Genomic DNA, 16,102 nt, shown 5'->3' with positions numbered 1-16,102 from the left:
GTAGGGGAGTGAACGATTTCCTACCCATAATCCTGTCCATAGTCGCTGCGCTCGTGGTGATTGGCGGACTGGTCCCGGTCCTGCTCAAGGCCCGTAAGTCCGGCTCCAAATACCCCGGGACCCGCGACGCCAACGACCCCCTCCAGTCGCCGGCAGCAAGCGGCGGAACCTTGGTGGAGGACCGGCCGGAGCCCGCCCCCGCGCCCGGCCGTCACGGCTCCCTCGAAGAGACCTTGGTCCCGGACGATGCCGCCGGGCTGGAAACCATTGCCGTGGAGACCCCGGCACCCGTGGAGGGCCGCCTTACCCGTCTTCGCGCACGCCTGGTCAAGTCCAACAACATCCTGGGCAAGGGCCTGCTGGCCCTGCTTTCGGGTGACAAGATCGACGAGAACGTGTGGGACGAGGTGGAGGAGACCCTTCTCCTGGCAGACCTTGGAACAGAACCGACCATGGAACTCGTGGAGTCCCTGCGCGAGCGCGTCAAGGTCCTGGGAACCCGCGATCCGGAGCATGTCAAGGCCATGCTCCGGGAAGAACTCATCAAGCTCGTTGACCCGTCCATGGACCGTTCCTTGAACGTCGCCCGCCAAGGTGACCGTCCCGCCGTCGTGCTGGTGGTAGGTGTCAACGGCGTCGGCAAGACCACCACGGTGGGCAAGCTGGCGCGTGTCCTGGTGGCTGAAGACAAGGACGTCCTGCTGGGAGCAGCGGACACCTTCCGTGCGGCAGCGGCCGAACAGCTCGCCACGTGGGGCCAGCGCGTGGGCGTGCCCACGGTGAAGTCGGACATCGACGGCGCGGACCCCGCTTCGGTGGCCTACGAGGCAGTCAAGGCCGGCATCGACCAGGAAGTCGATGTTGTCATGGTGGATACCGCGGGCCGCCTGCAGAACAAGACCGGCCTGATGGACGAGCTTGGCAAGGTCAAGCGCGTCATCGAAAAGCTGGCCGAAGTGGACGAGGTCCTGTTGGTGCTGGATGCCACCACCGGCCAGAACGGGCTGAACCAGGCCCGGGTCTTTGCCGAGGTGGTCAACATCTCCGGCATCGTCCTGACCAAGCTCGATGGCACCGCCAAGGGCGGCATCGTGGTCGCGATCCAGAAGACGCTGGGCGTGCCGGTCAAACTCATCGGCCTGGGCGAAGGGCCCGACGACCTCGCGCCTTTCGAAGCCGAGGGGTTCGTGGACGCACTGCTGAACTAGTTCTTCAACTGACTGGCAATAGGGGTTGTTCTGAGCGTTCAGAGCAACCCCTGTTGCCAGTCAGTTTTGTTTAACCGCGGGTTCGCGGGCGGGAAGCCACGCTGCCGCGGTCACCAGGAGCACCCCGCCGGTGATTCCAAAAGCCCAGCCGTAGCCCAACTGGTCCGCCAGGAGCCCGGCAACCACCGGGCCGATGATGGCTCCGGTATCGGCCGCCATCTGGAACACTGCCAGGACGCGGCCACCGGAGCGGCCCCGGCCAATCACATCGGCGACGGCGGCCTGCTGCGCCGGGCCCAGCAAGCCGGAGCCGAAACCCGCCACGGCGGAGGCAACGAGGAACCACACCAGGTCACCGGTCACGCCGATGAGCCCCGTAGCGGCTCCCGTGATGACCAATCCCGGGATAAGCAGCGGCTTCCGTCCCCAGGAGTCCGAAAGCCGGCCGGAGAACGTCAAAGCGAGTGCGTTACCCATGGCGAACACAGCAAGCGCCCACGCCGCCGTTTCCGGACGTGACTGCAGGACGGCCGTGGCAAACAAGGGGATGGTGGCCATGCGCACACCGAAGGTGACCCAGCCGTTGCCGAAACTTGAGAAGACGGCCGCCCGGTAGGCCGAATCGGCGAGTGCCTCTTTCAGCGTCATGGCAGGCGCGTGCCGTGCCTCCTCACCCAGATGGTTCGTGCCGGTCAGCATCGTCCGCACAACGACGGCGGCGAGCAGCAGGGCAGCGGCGTACACCAGGAACGGCACGCGCAGGCCGAAACCGGCCAGGAGTCCGCCCACCACGGGCCCCAGGACGCTGCCGATCAGGAAGGCCGAAGCGTAGGCTCCCGAAACCTGGCCCCTTCGCTCCGGCGGCGCCAGCCGGATCAGCAGGCCCATGGCGGCGACGGTGAACATCACCGAACCCGCTCCGCCCAGGCCGCGGAAGATCAACAACTGCCAGTAGTTTTGCGCGAAAGCGCAGGCCGCAGTCGATGCGGCAACAATCAGCAGCCCGCTCACATAGACGCTCCGCTCCCCGAAGCGGACGATCAGCTGCCCGCCCGCCGGCGCGAAGACGAGGCGCATGAAGGCGAAGATACTGACGATCACCGCGGCGGCCGTCGCGCCGACGTCGAAGGTCGTGGCAAATTGCGGCAGTACCGGGGCCACCAGCCCGAAACCCAGGGCGATGAGGAAGGCGGCGGCCAGCATGACCTTCACGTCGCGGGGAAGCGGCTCCCTCTGCTGCCTGATCCTTGGTGGCTGGGTGGATCGGGGCGACTGTGGCATCCGGGGTGGTCCTGTCAGGGTCGAAGGTTTTTGCGTGGGCGCGGTACTCGTCCCGGGCCTGTGTGACGCATGAAACATATCCGTAACAACGAGGTTATGCATCATTTACGTTGGGGAGGTTGATGTAACAGGCCCGCAATCTAAATCCCGCGCAGGTGAAACACTGCGGCACAAAACTTTATTGCAGGACGCAAAAGGCGTCAGGACAGCGGACGAACCGCAGTACTAGCAAGAGAGGACGTGCACCATGGAACTTACCGCAGGTCACGTATGGGTCATGGTGGCGGCAGCGCTTGTGCTGTTCATGACACCGGGATTGGCATTCTTCTACGGTGGTATGACACGGGCCAAGGCCGCCCTGAACATGATGATGATGAGTTTCATCTCCATCGGCATCGTGGGCGTTGTATGGGTGCTGTGGGGGGCATCCATGAGCTCCGGCGAGGGCTTCATGGAGATCGTGGGGAACCCGTTCGCATCATTTGGACTGGCTGGAATGGACGCCACTCCTGACGGTTACATCAAGGTAGGCTTCGCAGCCACGTTCGCCATCATCACGGTGGCCCTGATCAGCGGCGCGATCGCCGACCGTGCCAAGTTCGGCGCCTGGAGCCTCTTCGTTCCCGTTTGGGTCACGCTGGTCTACTGCCCCTTGGCCTACATGGTGTGGGGCGGCGGCCTGTTCGGTCCCGAGGGTGCCATCGGCAAGGCGCTCGGCCCGGCCATCGACTTCGCCGGCGGAACGGTAGTGCACATCAACGCCGGCGTGGCCGCACTCGTCCTGGTGCTGATCATCGGCAACCGCCGCGGCTTCGGCAAGGACCCCAACCACCGCCCGCACAACATTCCCTTCGTGATGCTCGGTGCAGCCATCCTGTGGTTCGGCTGGTTCGGGTTCAACGGCGGCGCGGCAACCACCGCTGAGCAGGGCGGCCTCATCTGGGTCAACACCCTCGCAGCTCCGGCCGCAGCAATGATCGGCTGGCTCATCACCGAACGCATCCGCGACGGCCACCCGACGTCCCTCGGCGCTGCGTCCGGCGTCGTGGCAGGCCTCGTTGCCATCACCCCGGCTTGCGCCAACGTCGATCCCATCGGCGCCCTGGGCCTGGGCTTGGTCGCCGGTATCGCGTCCGCCCTCGCCGTAGGCCTGAAGTTCCGCTGGGGCTTCGACGACTCCCTGGACGTGGTGGGAGTACACCTGGTCTCCGGCATCATCGGAACCGTAGCACTGGGCTTCATCGCAAAGCCGGTGGACGGCGTGGGCGGCGGCCTCTTCTACGGTGGCGGCATGGCCCAGATGTGGGCGCAGCTCGCAGCGGCCGGCATCGCCATCGCCTTCTCCGCCATCATGACGGCGATCATCGCCCTGGCCATCCACAAGACCATGGGCTTCCGGGTCTCCACTGAGCAGGAGAACGTCGGCGTTGACCTCAGCCTCCACGCCGAGACGGCCTACGAGTTCGGTGTAGGCGGCCACGGTGGAAGCTTCCAGCCGCTGCACGACGTGATGACCGGCAAGAACGACGCCGCAGTGGAATCCAAGGCCCCCGCAGCCGAAGGCAAGGAGAGTGTCCAGGCATGAAACTCATTACAGCGATCGTCCGTCCGGAGAAGCTTGAAGCAGTCCGGGAAGGCCTGGAAGCGTACGGCGTCCAGGGGTTGACGGTCAGCGCGGCCAGCGGCTATGGCCGGCAGCGGGGCTACACGGAGGTGTACCGCGGTGCTGAATACAACGTGGACCTGCTGCCCAAGATCCGCATCGAGGTTCTTGCCACCGACGAACAAGCGGACGACATCCTGGATGTCCTCATTGCAAGCTCCAACACCGGCCGGGCCGGTGACGGGAAAGTCTGGACCGTGGACGTCTACGAAGCAGTCCGCGTCAGGACCGGGGAGCGCGGCGCGGCGGCCATTTAGGCGGACATCCGAGCCCCGGCTGTTGATCCGGGAAACGAACAGCGGGTCGGGTACCGAAAAGGTACCCGGCCCGCTTGGCCGTTAACAGTCAGCCGCCCCGAAACAGTCAGCCACTGGGATAGTCAGCCCCCGTAACTTGCCGCCGTAGGACTGTTACTGCCGGTGTGCCCGCTGTCGCTGCGCCCGCCGCTGGTGCCCCACGCTGCCGGCCCCTGGCTGCCGGCGTCGTACTCCTCCAACGGGACCGCATCCTGCGCCCAGGCACCGAGCACGGGTTCCATGATCCGCCAGCAGTCCTCCGCAGTGTCGCCGCGGACGGAGAGGAGCGGATCGCCGGTAAGGATGCCCTCCAGGACTTCGCCGTAAGGCAGCATGCCGGCAGCGTTGAGCTCGGTGATCAAGCTCGCCCGGTCCAGGGTGAACACGTCGCCAGGGCCGTTGACGTCGACGTCGAGCTGCAGGACGTCGGGACCGAAACCGATCCGAAGGTGGTTGGGGGAGTCGACGCCGGAGAACCCGACCGGCAAATGCGGCACGGGACGGAAGGTCACCACGGCTTCCTTCCGTTTGTGGCCCATCGCCTTGCCGGAGCGCAGGATGAACGGGACGCCCTTCCAGCGCCAATTGTCGATCTCCACCGTGACCTGGGCGAGGGTTTCGGTGTTCCTGGCGGGGTCCACGCCCGGCTCGGCCGCGTAGTCGGGAATGGTGCGCTCGCCGAGCTTCCCGGCTGTATAGCGGGCCCGGCGGGTCGAATCCTGGAACGGGGCCTTGATGCTGCTGGCACGCAGGACCGCGGCCACGGCGTCACGGAGATCGCGTTCGTCGATGGAGGCGGGGGCGTCGATGGCCAGGAAAGCCATGATGTGGAGCAGGTGGCTTTGGATCATGTCCTTGAGGGCGCCGGCATGGTCGTAATAGCGGGCACGGCCTTCCAAAGCCAGGTCTTCGTCGAAGATGATCTCGACTTTTTCGATGTGGTCGCGGTCCCACACCGGTTCCAGGAAGCGGTTGGCGAAACGCAGTCCGAGGATGTTCAGCACCGTGGCCTTGCCGAGGAAGTGGTCCACACGGTGGATGTGGTCTTCCGGGACCAGCGCGGCAAGTACCTTGTTCAGTTCCCGGGCCGATTCCAGCCCCGCGCCGAAAGGCTTCTCCAATACCAGCCGGGTTCCGGCCGGAAGCTGGTCACGGCGCAGGAGGGCACAGGCTTTCTGGCTGACTTCCGGGGGGAGGGCGAAGTAGATGGCAACCGGCCCTTCCAGTCGCGTCAGCAAGTCGGCGAGCCTGCCGTCCGCCGTGACGTCGACCTGATGGTATTCCGTGGATGCGGCCACCGAGTCCAGTACTGACCGGCCTGCGCTTTCCGCGGCGCCGGCTGCCGCAGCGAAGGATGTGTCCACCCGTTCTTTCCACTGCCGCGCGGTCCAGGGATCGGACCCGGCCCCGACCAGTCGAAGCCCGCCAACCCTGCCTGTGGCAAGGAGGCCGGCAAGTCCCGGAAGGAGCAGGCGGCCGGTGAGGTCGCCTGAAGCGCCGAGAATGAGCAACGTTTTCACAGTTGTTTTGCTGGTCACTGTGCCAGCATGCCATCTTGTGGACGCGACTTGGTACCCTAGATAGTCGAGTCCCCTAGTTGACGCTGATTTATTAGGGTTGAGACACATTGTTGGGGCAGGAACGTCAAAGACTCCGGTGAGCCGCAAGGCCGCCATTCGCAGACCATCGAAAGAAGTGCACGGCGCGTGTTCAATTCACTCTCTGACCGGTTGACAGCAACCTTCAAGAACCTCCGTGGCAAGGGCCGCCTGTCGGAGGCCGATGTCGACGCCACAGTCCGGGAGATACGCCGCGCCCTGCTGGATGCCGACGTCGCGGTTCCCGTGGTCCGTGAGTTCACGTCGCGGATCCGCGAGCGTGCGCTCGGCGCTGAAGTGTCCGGGGCGCTGAACCCGAGCCAGCAGATCGTGAAGATCGTCAACGAGGAACTCGTGGAGATCCTCGGCGGTGAAACGCGGCGCATCAGGTTGGCCAAGACCGGCCCTACCATCATCATGCTGGCCGGCCTCCAGGGTGCGGGTAAGACGACCCTCGCGGGCAAGCTGTCCAAGTGGCTTAAGTCCCAGGGCCACAGCCCCATGCTCGTTGCCTGCGACCTGCAGCGGCCCAACGCGGTCACCCAGCTCCAGGTGGTGGGCCAGCGCGCAGGCGTGCCGGTGTTCGCTCCGCACCCGGGCGCCACCTCTGAACTTGAACACCCCGCAGGCGATCCCGTGGCCGTGGCCAAGGCGGGCGTGGAGGAAGCCCGCCAGAAGCTTCACGACGTCGTGATTGTTGACACCGCCGGCCGCCTTGGCGTCGACGCCGAAATGATGGACCAGGCGCGGCGCATCCGCCAGGCGATCATCCCGAACGAAGTCCTCTTCGTCATTGACGCCATGATCGGCCAGGACGCCGTGAATACGGCAATGGCCTTCGACGAAGGCGTCAACTTCACCGGCATCGTCCTGTCCAAGCTCGACGGCGACGCCCGCGGTGGTGCCGCGCTGTCCGTAGCGTCCGTGACGGGCAAACCGGTCATGTTCGCTTCCACGGGTGAAGGGCTCGACGATTTCGAGTTGTTCCACCCGGACCGCATGGCCTCGCGCATCCTGGACATGGGCGATGTCCTGACCTTGATCGAACAGGCTGAGAAGGCCTGGGACAAGGAAGAAGCTGCCCGGATGGCGAAGAAGTTCGCCGACCAGGAAGACTTCACGCTGGACGACTTCCTGGCCCAGATGCAGCAGATCCGCAACATGGGCTCCATGAAGAAGATGCTCATGATGATGCCGGGTGCGCAAAACATCCGGCAGCAGCTGGAGAACTTCGACGAGCGGGAAATTGACCGCGTTGAGGCGATTGTCCGGTCCATGACCCCGCATGAGCGTGTGGCTCCCAAGATCATCAACGGTTCCCGCCGTGCCCGTATCGCCAAGGGCTCCGGCGTCCACGTCTCCGAGGTCAACGGCCTGCTGGAGCGGTTCGCCCAGGCTCAGAAGATGATGAAGAAGATGGCGCAGGGCGGCGGCATGCCCGGTATGCCGGGAATGCCCGGTCTGGGCGGGCCCGGCGGCGGCCGCAAGGGAGGCAAGAACGCGCCCAAGAAGAAGGCACGTTCGGGCAACCCCGCCAAGGCTGCGCAGGAGTTGCGCGAGGCTGAGGCCAAGCGCGCAGCTGCCGCGGCTGCTCCCAAGGGTGCAGCGTTCGGCCAGGGCGCCGCTGACTTCGATCCGTCCTCGTTGAACCTGCCCAAGGGCTTCGACAAGTTCCTGGGTAAATAAAGCCCAAGCAAATAGAGCCCAGGGAAGTAGGGCCCGGCAATCAGAACCAGGCCTCCGGTCAGCCCGGCATGCGCCGTCGTCCTCCCGTGATGTCGCAGCCCTCGCATAGGCTGGTCCAATGCACAAACAGCGCGTAGTTTTTGTCCACGGCCTGGGCAGTTTCGGCGCTGCGGCCTGGCCAAAACAGCATGGCCTTGCCCTGCGGTATGACTGCCTTTTCCTGAGGCGGCACGGTTTCGATCCCGTGGCCGAGCCCCTTGAGTCGGACATTTCCGCGGATGTGGCCATCCTTGTTGACGCGCTGGCCGACTCGGGCGGGGGACACGTGGTTGCCCACGAACAGGGTGCCATTTCCGCCATGCTCGCCGCGGTGGAGCGCCCGGACCTGGTGTTTTCGTTGTCCTTGGTGGAACCGGCGTGCTTGTCCTTGACGGCCGAACTTCCCGCTACGGCGTCGCACCGCGCCCTGATGCAGCCCTTGTTCGATGTCCGTAGCCAACTCGGCGACGCCGACTATGAGCGTGAGTATTTCCGGCGGGCCTACGCTGCGGAGGCGGGCGGCCTGCAGACACCGGAAGCGCGGCGCTCAGCCCGGCGTTTGAGGTTGCAGGCCCCGCCGTGGGAAGCGCCCCTGCACATTGTGCCCGGTGTTCCCACGCTGGTGCTGACCGGCGGCTGGGAGCCGTTGTACGAGGAAATTGCCGGGTATTTGAGGGATACCGGTGCCCTCCACCGCGTAGCTGCTGGAGGGCACCGTCCCCAGGATTCCGCCGACGGCGACCGGTTCATCCGGTCCTTCATTGCCGACGTCGGGCGGGGTATGTCGGTCAGGGCGTCGTGAGTCGCTGGTCACCGCGGGCCGGCATCTGGAGTTCGGGCAGGTAGACCTTGCCTCCGGTTGCCAGGAACTCCTCGCTCTTTTCGCGCATTCCGTTGTACATCTCCGCTATGGCCGCCTGGGCCTCGGCGGAACCGTATTCATCCCGGATGTCCTGGCTGATGCGCATGGAGCAGAATTTCGGCCCGCACATGGAACAGAAGTGCGCGGTCTTGGCGGGTTCAGCGGGAAGCGTCTCATCGTGGAAGGACTCCGCGGTCACCGGGTCCAGTGAGAGTGCGAACTGGTCCCTCCACCTGAACTCGAACCGCGCCTTGGACAGCGCGTCGTCGCGTTCGTGCGCGCCGGGGTGGCCCTTGGCCAGGTCTGCGGCGTGGGCTGCAATCTTGTAGGTGATGACTCCGGTTTTGACGTCGTCCTTGTTAGGCAGCCCCAGATGCTCCTTGGGGGTCACGTAGCAAAGCATCGCTGTGCCGTACCGGGCGATTTCCGTGGCACCGATGGCCGAGGTGATGTGGTCGTAGCCTGGCGCGACGTCAGTGACCAACGGGCCCAGGGTGTAGAACGGCGCGCCCTTGCACAACCGCTGTTGCCGTTCCACGTTTTCACGCACCAAGTGGAACGGAATGTGGCCCGGGCCTTCGACCATGACCTGGACGTCGTACTTCCAGGCCCGCTCCGTCAGCTCCGCCAGGGTATCCAGTTCCGCGAACTGTGCGGCATCATTGGCGTCTGCGGTGGCGCCGGGCCGCAGTCCATCTCCGAGCGAGAAGGCAACGTCGTACTTGGCGAAGATTTCGCACAGTTCGTCGAAATGCGTGTAGAGGAAGTTTTCCTGGTGGTGGGCAAGGCACCAGCCGGCCATGATGGAGCCGCCGCGGGAAACAATTCCGGTCACCCGGTTGGCTGTCAGCGGCACGTACCGGAGCAGGACGCCGGCGTGGATGGTCATATAGTCCACACCCTGTTCGCATTGTTCGATCACGGTGTCCCGGAATATTTCCCACGTGAGCTTGTTCGCCTCGCCGTTGACCTTCTCCAGGGCCTGGTAGATGGGGACGGTGCCGATGGGAACGGGGGAGTTCCGGATGATCCATTCACGGGTGGTGTGGATGTCATCTCCCGTGGAGAGGTCCATGACGGTGTCCGCTCCCCACTGGGTGGCCCACTGCAGCTTGTCCACTTCCTCGGCGATCGAGCTCGTCACAGCTGAGTTGCCGATGTTGGCGTTGATCTTCACCAGGAATGCCTTGCCGATGATCATGGGCTCGGACTCGGGGTGGTTGATGTTGCTGGGGATGATGGCGCGGCCGGCGGCCACCTCGCTGCGGACCAGTTCAACGTCGCAGTTCTCCCGCAAGGCCACGAAGCGCATTTCCGGGGTGACCATGCCCTGCCGGGCATAGTGCATCTGGGTGACCCTTTTGCCGTCGACGGCGCGGCGGGGCACGGGCTGCGCTCCCTTCCATTCCGCTGAAGCCGCACCGCGGCGCACGGCTGACTTGCCGTCGTCGAGCAGGTTGCGTTCCCGGCCCGTGTAGCTTTCCGTATCGCCGCGCGCCTGGATCCATGCGGCCCTGAAGGGTTCAAGCCCGACGACGGGATCGCTGCCCGGCCCTGCCGTGCGGTACACCCTCAGCGGATCGTTGGCCTTCCCGTTGGGGGAGGGCTCCAAGGCAATCTCGGTCACCGGGACGCGGATGCCGTGGCCAGGGTCCTCCACCCAGGCAAGCGAGTGGGATTTCAGCGACTGCGTGACGGCGTCCCCGCCGGGAGCTGTCAGGTTTTGGGCAGGGCTGTGCTGTGTTTCTGTGGTGCTCAAGGATTACTCACTTCCTTCGCCGGCATTACCCGGACAGGTTCAACGGTCGCAGACTGCTTCAGTCCTTTTCTCAGCCCCTGCAAGGGCTCCCGTGTGGTCAGGGACGAAGCTACCACAGCTGCGGCGGGTGCTCCCAGTCATATGCGGTCCGGATCCGGACTGTGGCCGCCGGCACTAAGCTTCTGCCATGCCGAACATCGTTGAATTCAGCGGTCCGGTGCTGGTTTCCGCGCATGAGGAACGCCGGGGCCTGTGGTCCGTGGACGGCCGCCTGACCTTCAGCCGTCCGGAAGCTGCCCCGGATACCGTGCTGGAGGGCTGGGTCCTGCCCGGATTCGTTGATGCCCACTGCCACATTGGCCTGGGAGCCGGCGGGGCAGTGGATGAGGCCACCACCCTGGAGCAGGCCCGTACCGATTTGTCCGCCGGGACGCTGCTGGTCCGTGATGCCGGCTCCCCGGCCAATACGAGGTGGGTCCAGCAGCGTACGGACCTGCCAAGGCTGATCCGGGCGGGACGGCACATTGCGAGGAGCCGGCGCTACCTGCGCGGCCTCGGACACGAGGTGGAGCCGGAGCAGCTGGTGGAGACCGTTCGAAAGGAAGCGCGCGACGGCGACGGTTGGGTCAAGCTGGTTGGCGACTGGATCGACCGCGGCGTGGGAGACCTGGCGCCTTCTTTTCCGGCGGCGGTGGTCAAGGACGCCATCGCTGCAGCCCACGACGAGGGCGCACGGGTAACCGCGCATTGCTTCGCGGAAGAAACCTTGGATGACATGCTCGATGCCGGCATCGACTGCATCGAACATGCCACCGGGCTCCTGCCGCGGCACATCCCGCGGCTTGTGGAACAGGGTGTCCCGATCGTTCCCACCCTGGTCAACATTGCCACGTTCCCCGATATCGCGGCCCAGGCCGGGCCCAAGTTCCCCGACTACGCGCAGCACATGACCGCATTGTGGGAGCGCCGGCGCGAACGGGTCCTCGAGGCCTATGAAGCCGGTGTTTCCATCTATGCCGGCACTGATGCCGGGAGCGTTATCAAGCATGGCCGCATAGCCGACGAGATGCAGGAACTGCACGACGCCGGCCTGCCGCCTTCAGCGGTCCTCGAGGCTGCTGCGTGGGGCGCCCGGAGGTGGCTGGGAGCCGAGGGCGTCAGCGAAGGGGCGAGTGCCGACGTCGTGCTTTGCAGGGAGGATCCCCGCCGCGCCCTGGCTACCGTGCGTGAACTTAGCCACGTGGTTCTGCGGGGCACCATCGTTCGTTAGGAATAAATTGAAGCTTCAAGTAATTTAGTAAGGTAGAACGTGCCGAAAGGCGGCCGCCGAACTACCGGGAGCATCACATGACCACGCCATCCAGCCAGGACCTCCTGCCAGCCGAACTCACCATGGGCACTGTCATGCTCAGGGTCGGCGACATGAAGGTGATGAGCGACTATTACCAGCGCGCCCTCGGCCTGCAGGTCATAGCGGAGCAGGACGGCGGCCTGTACCTGGGCCGCCTGGGGAAGCCGGTGGTCCATCTGGCTCCCGCAGCGGGCTTGCAGCTGCCCGGGCGCGGGGAAGCGGGGCTGTTCCACACCGCAGTCCTGTTCGAGGACCAAGCGTCCCTCGCCGCCACCATTGCCACGGCCGCGCAGTACGAACCCCGCGCGTTCGTTGGCAGCGCTGACCACTTGGTGAGCGAAGCCTTCTACTTCACCGACCCCGAAGGCAACGGCATCGAGTTGTACTACGACAAGCCGAGGAACGTCTGGCAATGGGACGGCAAGAACGTGGTCATGGACAACGTGGCGCTGCCTCCGCAGGCGTACCTCCAGCAACACCTGAGCGAGGCCGCCATCGTGGGGCAGCAGGGGGCCGCAGCCGGGATCGGGCACGTCCACCTCCAGGTGGGCGATGTTTCCACAGCGCAGAAGTTCTACGTTGACACCCTTGGCTTTGAAAAGACCGCGGGGTGGCATGGCCAGGCGCTGTTCGTCTCGGCGGGCGGCTACCACCATCACATGGCCATGAACGTCTGGAACAGCAGGGGAGCGGGCCCGCGCAAGGACACTCTGGGCCTGGGTGAAGTGCTCATCGAAGTCCCGTCGAATGATGACGTCGCAGCGCTCGCCGACCGTCTCCGCGTGGCCGGCCTGCAAAGCCACCACACCGGCCTTGAGCTCCGCTTCGAGGATCCGTGGCGCAACCAGCTGCGGGTTGCCGTCCGCTGAGGCGGCATCCGCCGGCGCGTGGCTGCATTAGGCTAGGCGATGGCGGTGCCGGTTCCATGTCCTGCGCAGCCTCCCGCGGTTGGGCGGGGCATGTCAGCACGAAGGAAATGAGTACGTTCCATGGGCTTTGCCGAAATCTTTGTAGCCACCCACGATGAAGCCCTCAAGCGGGCAGCTGCACTCGAACGCGGCGCCGATGTGGCCGGTTCTGCTGTGCGCATCGAAGGCATCACCGATTTTGAGGTGGAGCAGCTCGGTGATCTTGCAGGGCAGGCAGTGCACGCCTCCGGCGCTGATTATGAACTCGCCCTGGTGGACGTCACCAGCGATTCGCTGCTGGGTGTTCCGGAAGCAATGGTGCGGGCCCTCGCCGAGCTGCTGACCTACCAGAGCGAAGGCGACGGCAACGTGCTGGACGACGTCGCAGAGGCCTGGGCTTCCCAGGAGGACATGCCGTTCGGCGCTGCGGAATCCCGCGGGTACGTCCAGCAGTTGGCTGCACTTGCCAGCGATGTCGAAAAAATCGACCGCGCCGGCCTGTATGTGTGGTCAATTTCCTGAACCTCGCAGGCAAGTGCGCGGGGCGAAGTCGTAAATACTCCTGTCATCTGGCACAATAGACAGGTACTCGATCGGTGCGGCCCCTCTCTCCGTGCTCGTATCTTGTCCTTCGAACCCCCTAGTATGGCCCGCCCCACGGGTGCAGAACGTCGGGTTCACCCTCGTTTCAGAAACAGGAGTGACCACAAAAGTGGCCGTAAAGATTCGCCTTAAGCGCTTCGGTAAGATGCGCGCACCGTACTACCGCATTGTCGTCATGGATGCCCGCGCCAAGCGCGACGGCCGTGCCATCGAAGAAATCGGCAAGTACCACCCCACCGAAGAGCCGTCGTACATCGAGGTCGCTTCCGAGCGTGCCCAGTACTGGCTGTCCGTTGGCGCCCAGCCGACCGAGCAGGTTGCCGCGATCCTCAAGATCACCGGTGACTGGCAGAAGTTCAAGGGCCTGCCTGGCCAGGAAGGCACCCTGAAGACCAAGGCTCCGAAGGAAGCTTTCGTGGCTCCGGAGAAGGGTTCCGTCATCATTCCGGAAGCCATCACCAAGAAGGCCAAGAAGGAAGAAGCCGTCGAGGCTGAAGCAGAGACCACCGAGGCTGAGTAAGTTGCTGGCAGAAGCGCTCGAACACCTGGTCCGTGGGATTGTTGACAGTCCGGACGATGTCAAGGTCAGTGCCAAGAACAACCGCCGCGGGGAATCCCTCGAGGTGCGTGTTCACCAGGACGATCTCGGCCGGGTAATCGGTCGCCAAGGACGCACCGCACGCGCACTGCGCACGGTGGTTGCGGCTTTGGCCGGTGGCGATCAGGTCAGGGTTGACGTCGTCGACACCGACCGCCGCCGGTAACGCGCTCAGCATTATTTGCCTTTGGTCCGGCCCCTCCACCGAATATGGTGGAGGGGCCGGATTGCTTTATCAACCAAACACCCCCGCGGCCACGGCCCGCGGATGAAACCAGAATTCAGAGGAACCCATGCAGCTCCAGGTGGCCCGGATCGGCAAACCCCACGGCATCCGCGGCGAGGTCACGGTCCAGGTACTGACCGACGCTCCCGCTGAGCGGTTCGTCGCGGGAACAGAGTTCGTAGTGGAGCCGGCCTCCTCCGGACCGTTGACCGTCCGCAGCGCCCGCTGGAACAAGGACATCCTCTTGCTCGGTTTCGAGGAAGTGGCAGACCGCAACGCAGCGGAACTGATCCGCGGAGCCAAGCTCTTCATCGAAACCGAAGACCTTGATGAGGATGACGACGAAGGCTGGTATGAGCACGAACTGCTGGGCCTCCAGGCCAGGGTCGGCTCCCAGGTAGTGGGGAAGGTCGCGGCGCTCAATACGATGCCGGCGCAGGACCTGCTCGTGGTCGAAACCGGAGACGGCAAGGAAATCCTCATTCCGTTCGTGGATGAGATCGTCCCCGAAGTCAACATTGAGGCGGGCTACATCCTCATCACTCCGCCCGCAGGGCTCTTCGAGATCAACGACGACGCCGAACCCGCCGAGGGGTCCGCTGAATGAGGATCGACGTCGTCAGTATCTTCCCGGAGTACCTCGCGCCCCTGGAACTCTCGCTCATCGGCAAGGCCCGCCAGGACGGGATCCTGGAACTGAATGTCCACGACCTCCGGACTTTCACCTCCGACAAGCACCGGACAGTGGACGACACCCCTTACGGCGGCGGTGCAGGCATGGTCATGAAGCCCGAGCCGTGGGCCCGGGCGCTGGAGTCCGTGGCCCCGGACGCGCAGAAGAAGCCGGTCCTGATTGTGCCATCCCCGGCCGGAGAGCGTTTCAACCAGGCACTCGCCTACGAGCTCGCCGAGGAGGAGCACCTCGTTTTCGCGTGCGGCCGCTACGAAGGCATTGATGAACGGGTTATCGACTGGGCGCATGAGCATTTCACGGTACGCCCGGTCAGCCTGGGGGACTACGTCCTGAACGGTGGCGAAGTGGCGGTGCTTGCGATGGTGGAAGCAATCGGCCGCTTGTTGCCCGGTGTCGTGGGCAACCCGGAGTCCCTGGTTGAGGAGTCCCACTCCGATGGGCTGCTGGAGTACCCGGTCTACACCAAGCCTTCATCCTGGCGGGAGCATGACGTGCCGGACGTCCTCCTCAGCGGCAACCACGGAAAGATCGCGCAGTGGCGCAAGCACCAGCAGTTCCGCCGCACAGCGGAACGCCGGCCGGACCTCCTTGCCGGTTTTGACGCCTCCGGATTGAGCCGCGCAGACCGAACCGCACTGGCTGACCTGGGCTACGACGTCGTTGACGGGCGCCTGAGCCCCCGCCCTGGTGCCGTCCCGGACGAAAGGTCCTGACCGCCGTCGAGCGCTGACCGGCCTGATTGGCTCGTTGGTGCCGCTTATGGCAGAATTAACCCTTGTGTCTACTGGGCTGCCACCTGCCACAGGGGGAGTTCAGCCAACAGTCGGACAAACGGTGGCGCCAATCAGCGGCGGCACCGTTCACAAAGAATCTTCGGCGGAAATTTCCGTGGGCCTCACTGCCCCGGGCTTGTCCGCCGTGACCCAAAGTGAATGACCTGTGGCGTTCACCAGGAGTGGATTAATGCATATCCTCGATAGCGTAGATGCAGCCTCGCTGCGTAACGATGTTCCGGAGTTCCGCGCGGGCGACACCCTCAAGGTTCACGTCAACATCATCGAAGGCAAGAACTCCCGCGTCCAGGTATTCCAGGGCTTCGTCCTGGGTCGCCAGGGTGACGGCGTTCGCGAAACCTTCACCGTACGCAAGGTTTCCTTCGGTGTCGGCGTAGAGCGTACCTTCCCGGTACACTCCCCGATCATCGACAAGATCGAGGTCGTCACCAAGGGTGACGTCCGCCGCGCCAAGCTTTACTACATGCGCGCACTGCGCGGTAAGGCTGCGAAGATCAAGGAAAAGCGCGACTTCGCCAAGTAAGTCCACCAACTTA

At 64.6% G+C, this 16,102-nt stretch carries 16 protein-coding genes; 13 read left to right on the top strand and 3 right to left on the bottom strand.

Going from position 1 to position 16,102, the window contains the following annotated elements; genetic code table 11:
- Nucleotides 1-8 precede the first annotated feature (8 nt).
- Nucleotides 9-1,208 carry a signal recognition particle-docking protein FtsY gene (ftsY, locus tag AUR_RS02735; RefSeq protein ID WP_062097049.1) on the top strand — a complete coding sequence of 400 codons (1,200 nt, stop codon included), beginning with the start codon at nt 9-11 and terminating at the stop codon, nt 1,206-1,208.
- A 60-nt stretch (nt 1,209-1,268) separates the two neighbouring features.
- Here ftsY and AUR_RS02730 read toward each other — a convergent pair whose 3' ends face one another.
- A complete protein-coding gene (locus AUR_RS02730; RefSeq protein WP_062097047.1) occupies nt 1,269-2,489 on the bottom strand; it encodes an MFS transporter in 1,221 nt (406 codons plus the stop codon).
- 247 nt (nt 2,490-2,736) lie between these two features.
- On the opposite strand from AUR_RS02730, the gene AUR_RS02725 reads away from it, so the two are divergent.
- Nucleotides 2,737-4,074, top strand: a complete 1,338-nt coding sequence (locus AUR_RS02725) for an ammonium transporter (protein ID WP_062097045.1) — start codon at nt 2,737-2,739, stop codon at nt 4,072-4,074.
- Nucleotides 4,071-4,409, top strand: coding sequence for a P-II family nitrogen regulator (locus tag AUR_RS02720; protein ID WP_017199639.1), 339 nt, complete (start codon nt 4,071-4,073; stop codon nt 4,407-4,409). The genes AUR_RS02725 and AUR_RS02720 overlap by 4 nt, the downstream gene beginning before the upstream one ends.
- 122 nt (nt 4,410-4,531) lie before the next feature.
- Here the strand turns inward: AUR_RS02720 and AUR_RS02715 are convergent, their stop codons facing one another.
- A complete protein-coding gene (locus AUR_RS02715) occupies nt 4,532-5,986 on the bottom strand; it encodes a glucose-6-phosphate dehydrogenase (protein ID WP_062097043.1) in 1,455 nt (484 codons plus the stop codon).
- 168 nt (nt 5,987-6,154) lie between these two features.
- On the opposite strand from AUR_RS02715, the gene ffh reads away from it, so the two are divergent.
- Nucleotides 6,155-7,732: a signal recognition particle protein gene (gene ffh, locus AUR_RS02710; protein ID WP_021470806.1), complete on the top strand. Its 1,578-nt coding sequence runs from the start codon at nt 6,155-6,157 to the stop codon at nt 7,730-7,732.
- Nucleotides 7,733-7,850: 118 nt separating this feature from the next.
- Complete coding sequence (locus tag AUR_RS02705) at nt 7,851-8,573, top strand: alpha/beta fold hydrolase (RefSeq protein WP_062097041.1); 723 nt, start codon at nt 7,851-7,853, stop codon at nt 8,571-8,573.
- Here the strand turns inward: AUR_RS02705 and thiC are convergent.
- Nucleotides 8,560-10,392 (bottom strand): phosphomethylpyrimidine synthase ThiC, encoded by a 1,833-nt coding sequence (gene thiC, locus AUR_RS02700; RefSeq protein WP_128397039.1) that lies wholly within the window; start codon nt 10,390-10,392, stop codon nt 8,560-8,562. The two genes, AUR_RS02705 and thiC, sit on opposite strands and share 14 nt — an antisense overlap.
- A gap of 187 nt (nt 10,393-10,579) precedes the next feature.
- On the opposite strand from thiC, the gene AUR_RS02695 reads away from it, so the two are divergent.
- From AUR_RS02695 to rplS, 8 genes are all read left to right on the top strand, one after another.
- A complete protein-coding gene (locus tag AUR_RS02695; RefSeq protein WP_062097039.1) occupies nt 10,580-11,662 on the top strand; it encodes an amidohydrolase family protein in 1,083 nt (360 codons plus the stop codon).
- A 77-nt stretch (nt 11,663-11,739) separates the two neighbouring features.
- Nucleotides 11,740-12,612 carry a VOC family protein gene (locus tag AUR_RS02690; RefSeq protein ID WP_021470802.1) on the top strand — a complete coding sequence of 291 codons (873 nt, stop codon included), beginning with the start codon at nt 11,740-11,742 and terminating at the stop codon, nt 12,610-12,612.
- Nucleotides 12,613-12,732: 120 nt separating this feature from the next.
- Nucleotides 12,733-13,173: a hypothetical protein gene (locus AUR_RS02685; protein WP_062097037.1), complete on the top strand. Its 441-nt coding sequence runs from the start codon at nt 12,733-12,735 to the stop codon at nt 13,171-13,173.
- A gap of 190 nt (nt 13,174-13,363) precedes the next feature.
- Entirely contained in the window at nt 13,364-13,774 is a 411-nt protein-coding gene (rpsP, locus tag AUR_RS02680; RefSeq protein ID WP_031216024.1) for a 30S ribosomal protein S16, read from the top strand.
- A gap of 1 nt (nt 13,775) precedes the next feature.
- On the top strand, nt 13,776-14,018 hold the full coding sequence (locus tag AUR_RS02675) for an RNA-binding protein (RefSeq protein WP_021470799.1): 243 nt from the start codon (nt 13,776-13,778) through the stop codon (nt 14,016-14,018).
- A gap of 127 nt (nt 14,019-14,145) precedes the next feature.
- Nucleotides 14,146-14,685 carry a ribosome maturation factor RimM gene (gene rimM / locus AUR_RS02670; protein WP_021470798.1) on the top strand — a complete coding sequence of 180 codons (540 nt, stop codon included), beginning with the start codon at nt 14,146-14,148 and terminating at the stop codon, nt 14,683-14,685.
- On the top strand, nt 14,682-15,485 hold the full coding sequence (gene trmD, locus AUR_RS02665) for a tRNA (guanosine(37)-N1)-methyltransferase TrmD (protein WP_021470797.1): 804 nt from the start codon (nt 14,682-14,684) through the stop codon (nt 15,483-15,485). The genes rimM and trmD overlap by 4 nt, the downstream gene beginning before the upstream one ends.
- 250 nt (nt 15,486-15,735) lie before the next feature.
- Nucleotides 15,736-16,089 carry a 50S ribosomal protein L19 gene (gene rplS / locus AUR_RS02660; RefSeq protein WP_014922079.1) on the top strand — a complete coding sequence of 118 codons (354 nt, stop codon included), beginning with the start codon at nt 15,736-15,738 and terminating at the stop codon, nt 16,087-16,089.
- Nucleotides 16,090-16,102 lie beyond the last annotated feature (13 nt).

Origin of the sequence: Paenarthrobacter ureafaciens (assembly GCF_004028095.1) — a bacterium.
In the GTDB taxonomy this organism is placed as follows: Bacteria; Actinomycetota; Actinomycetes; order Actinomycetales; family Micrococcaceae; genus Arthrobacter; species Arthrobacter ureafaciens.
The sequence above is the reverse complement of the archived record's forward strand: the minus strand, read 5'-3'. Positions and strand labels throughout refer to the sequence as shown.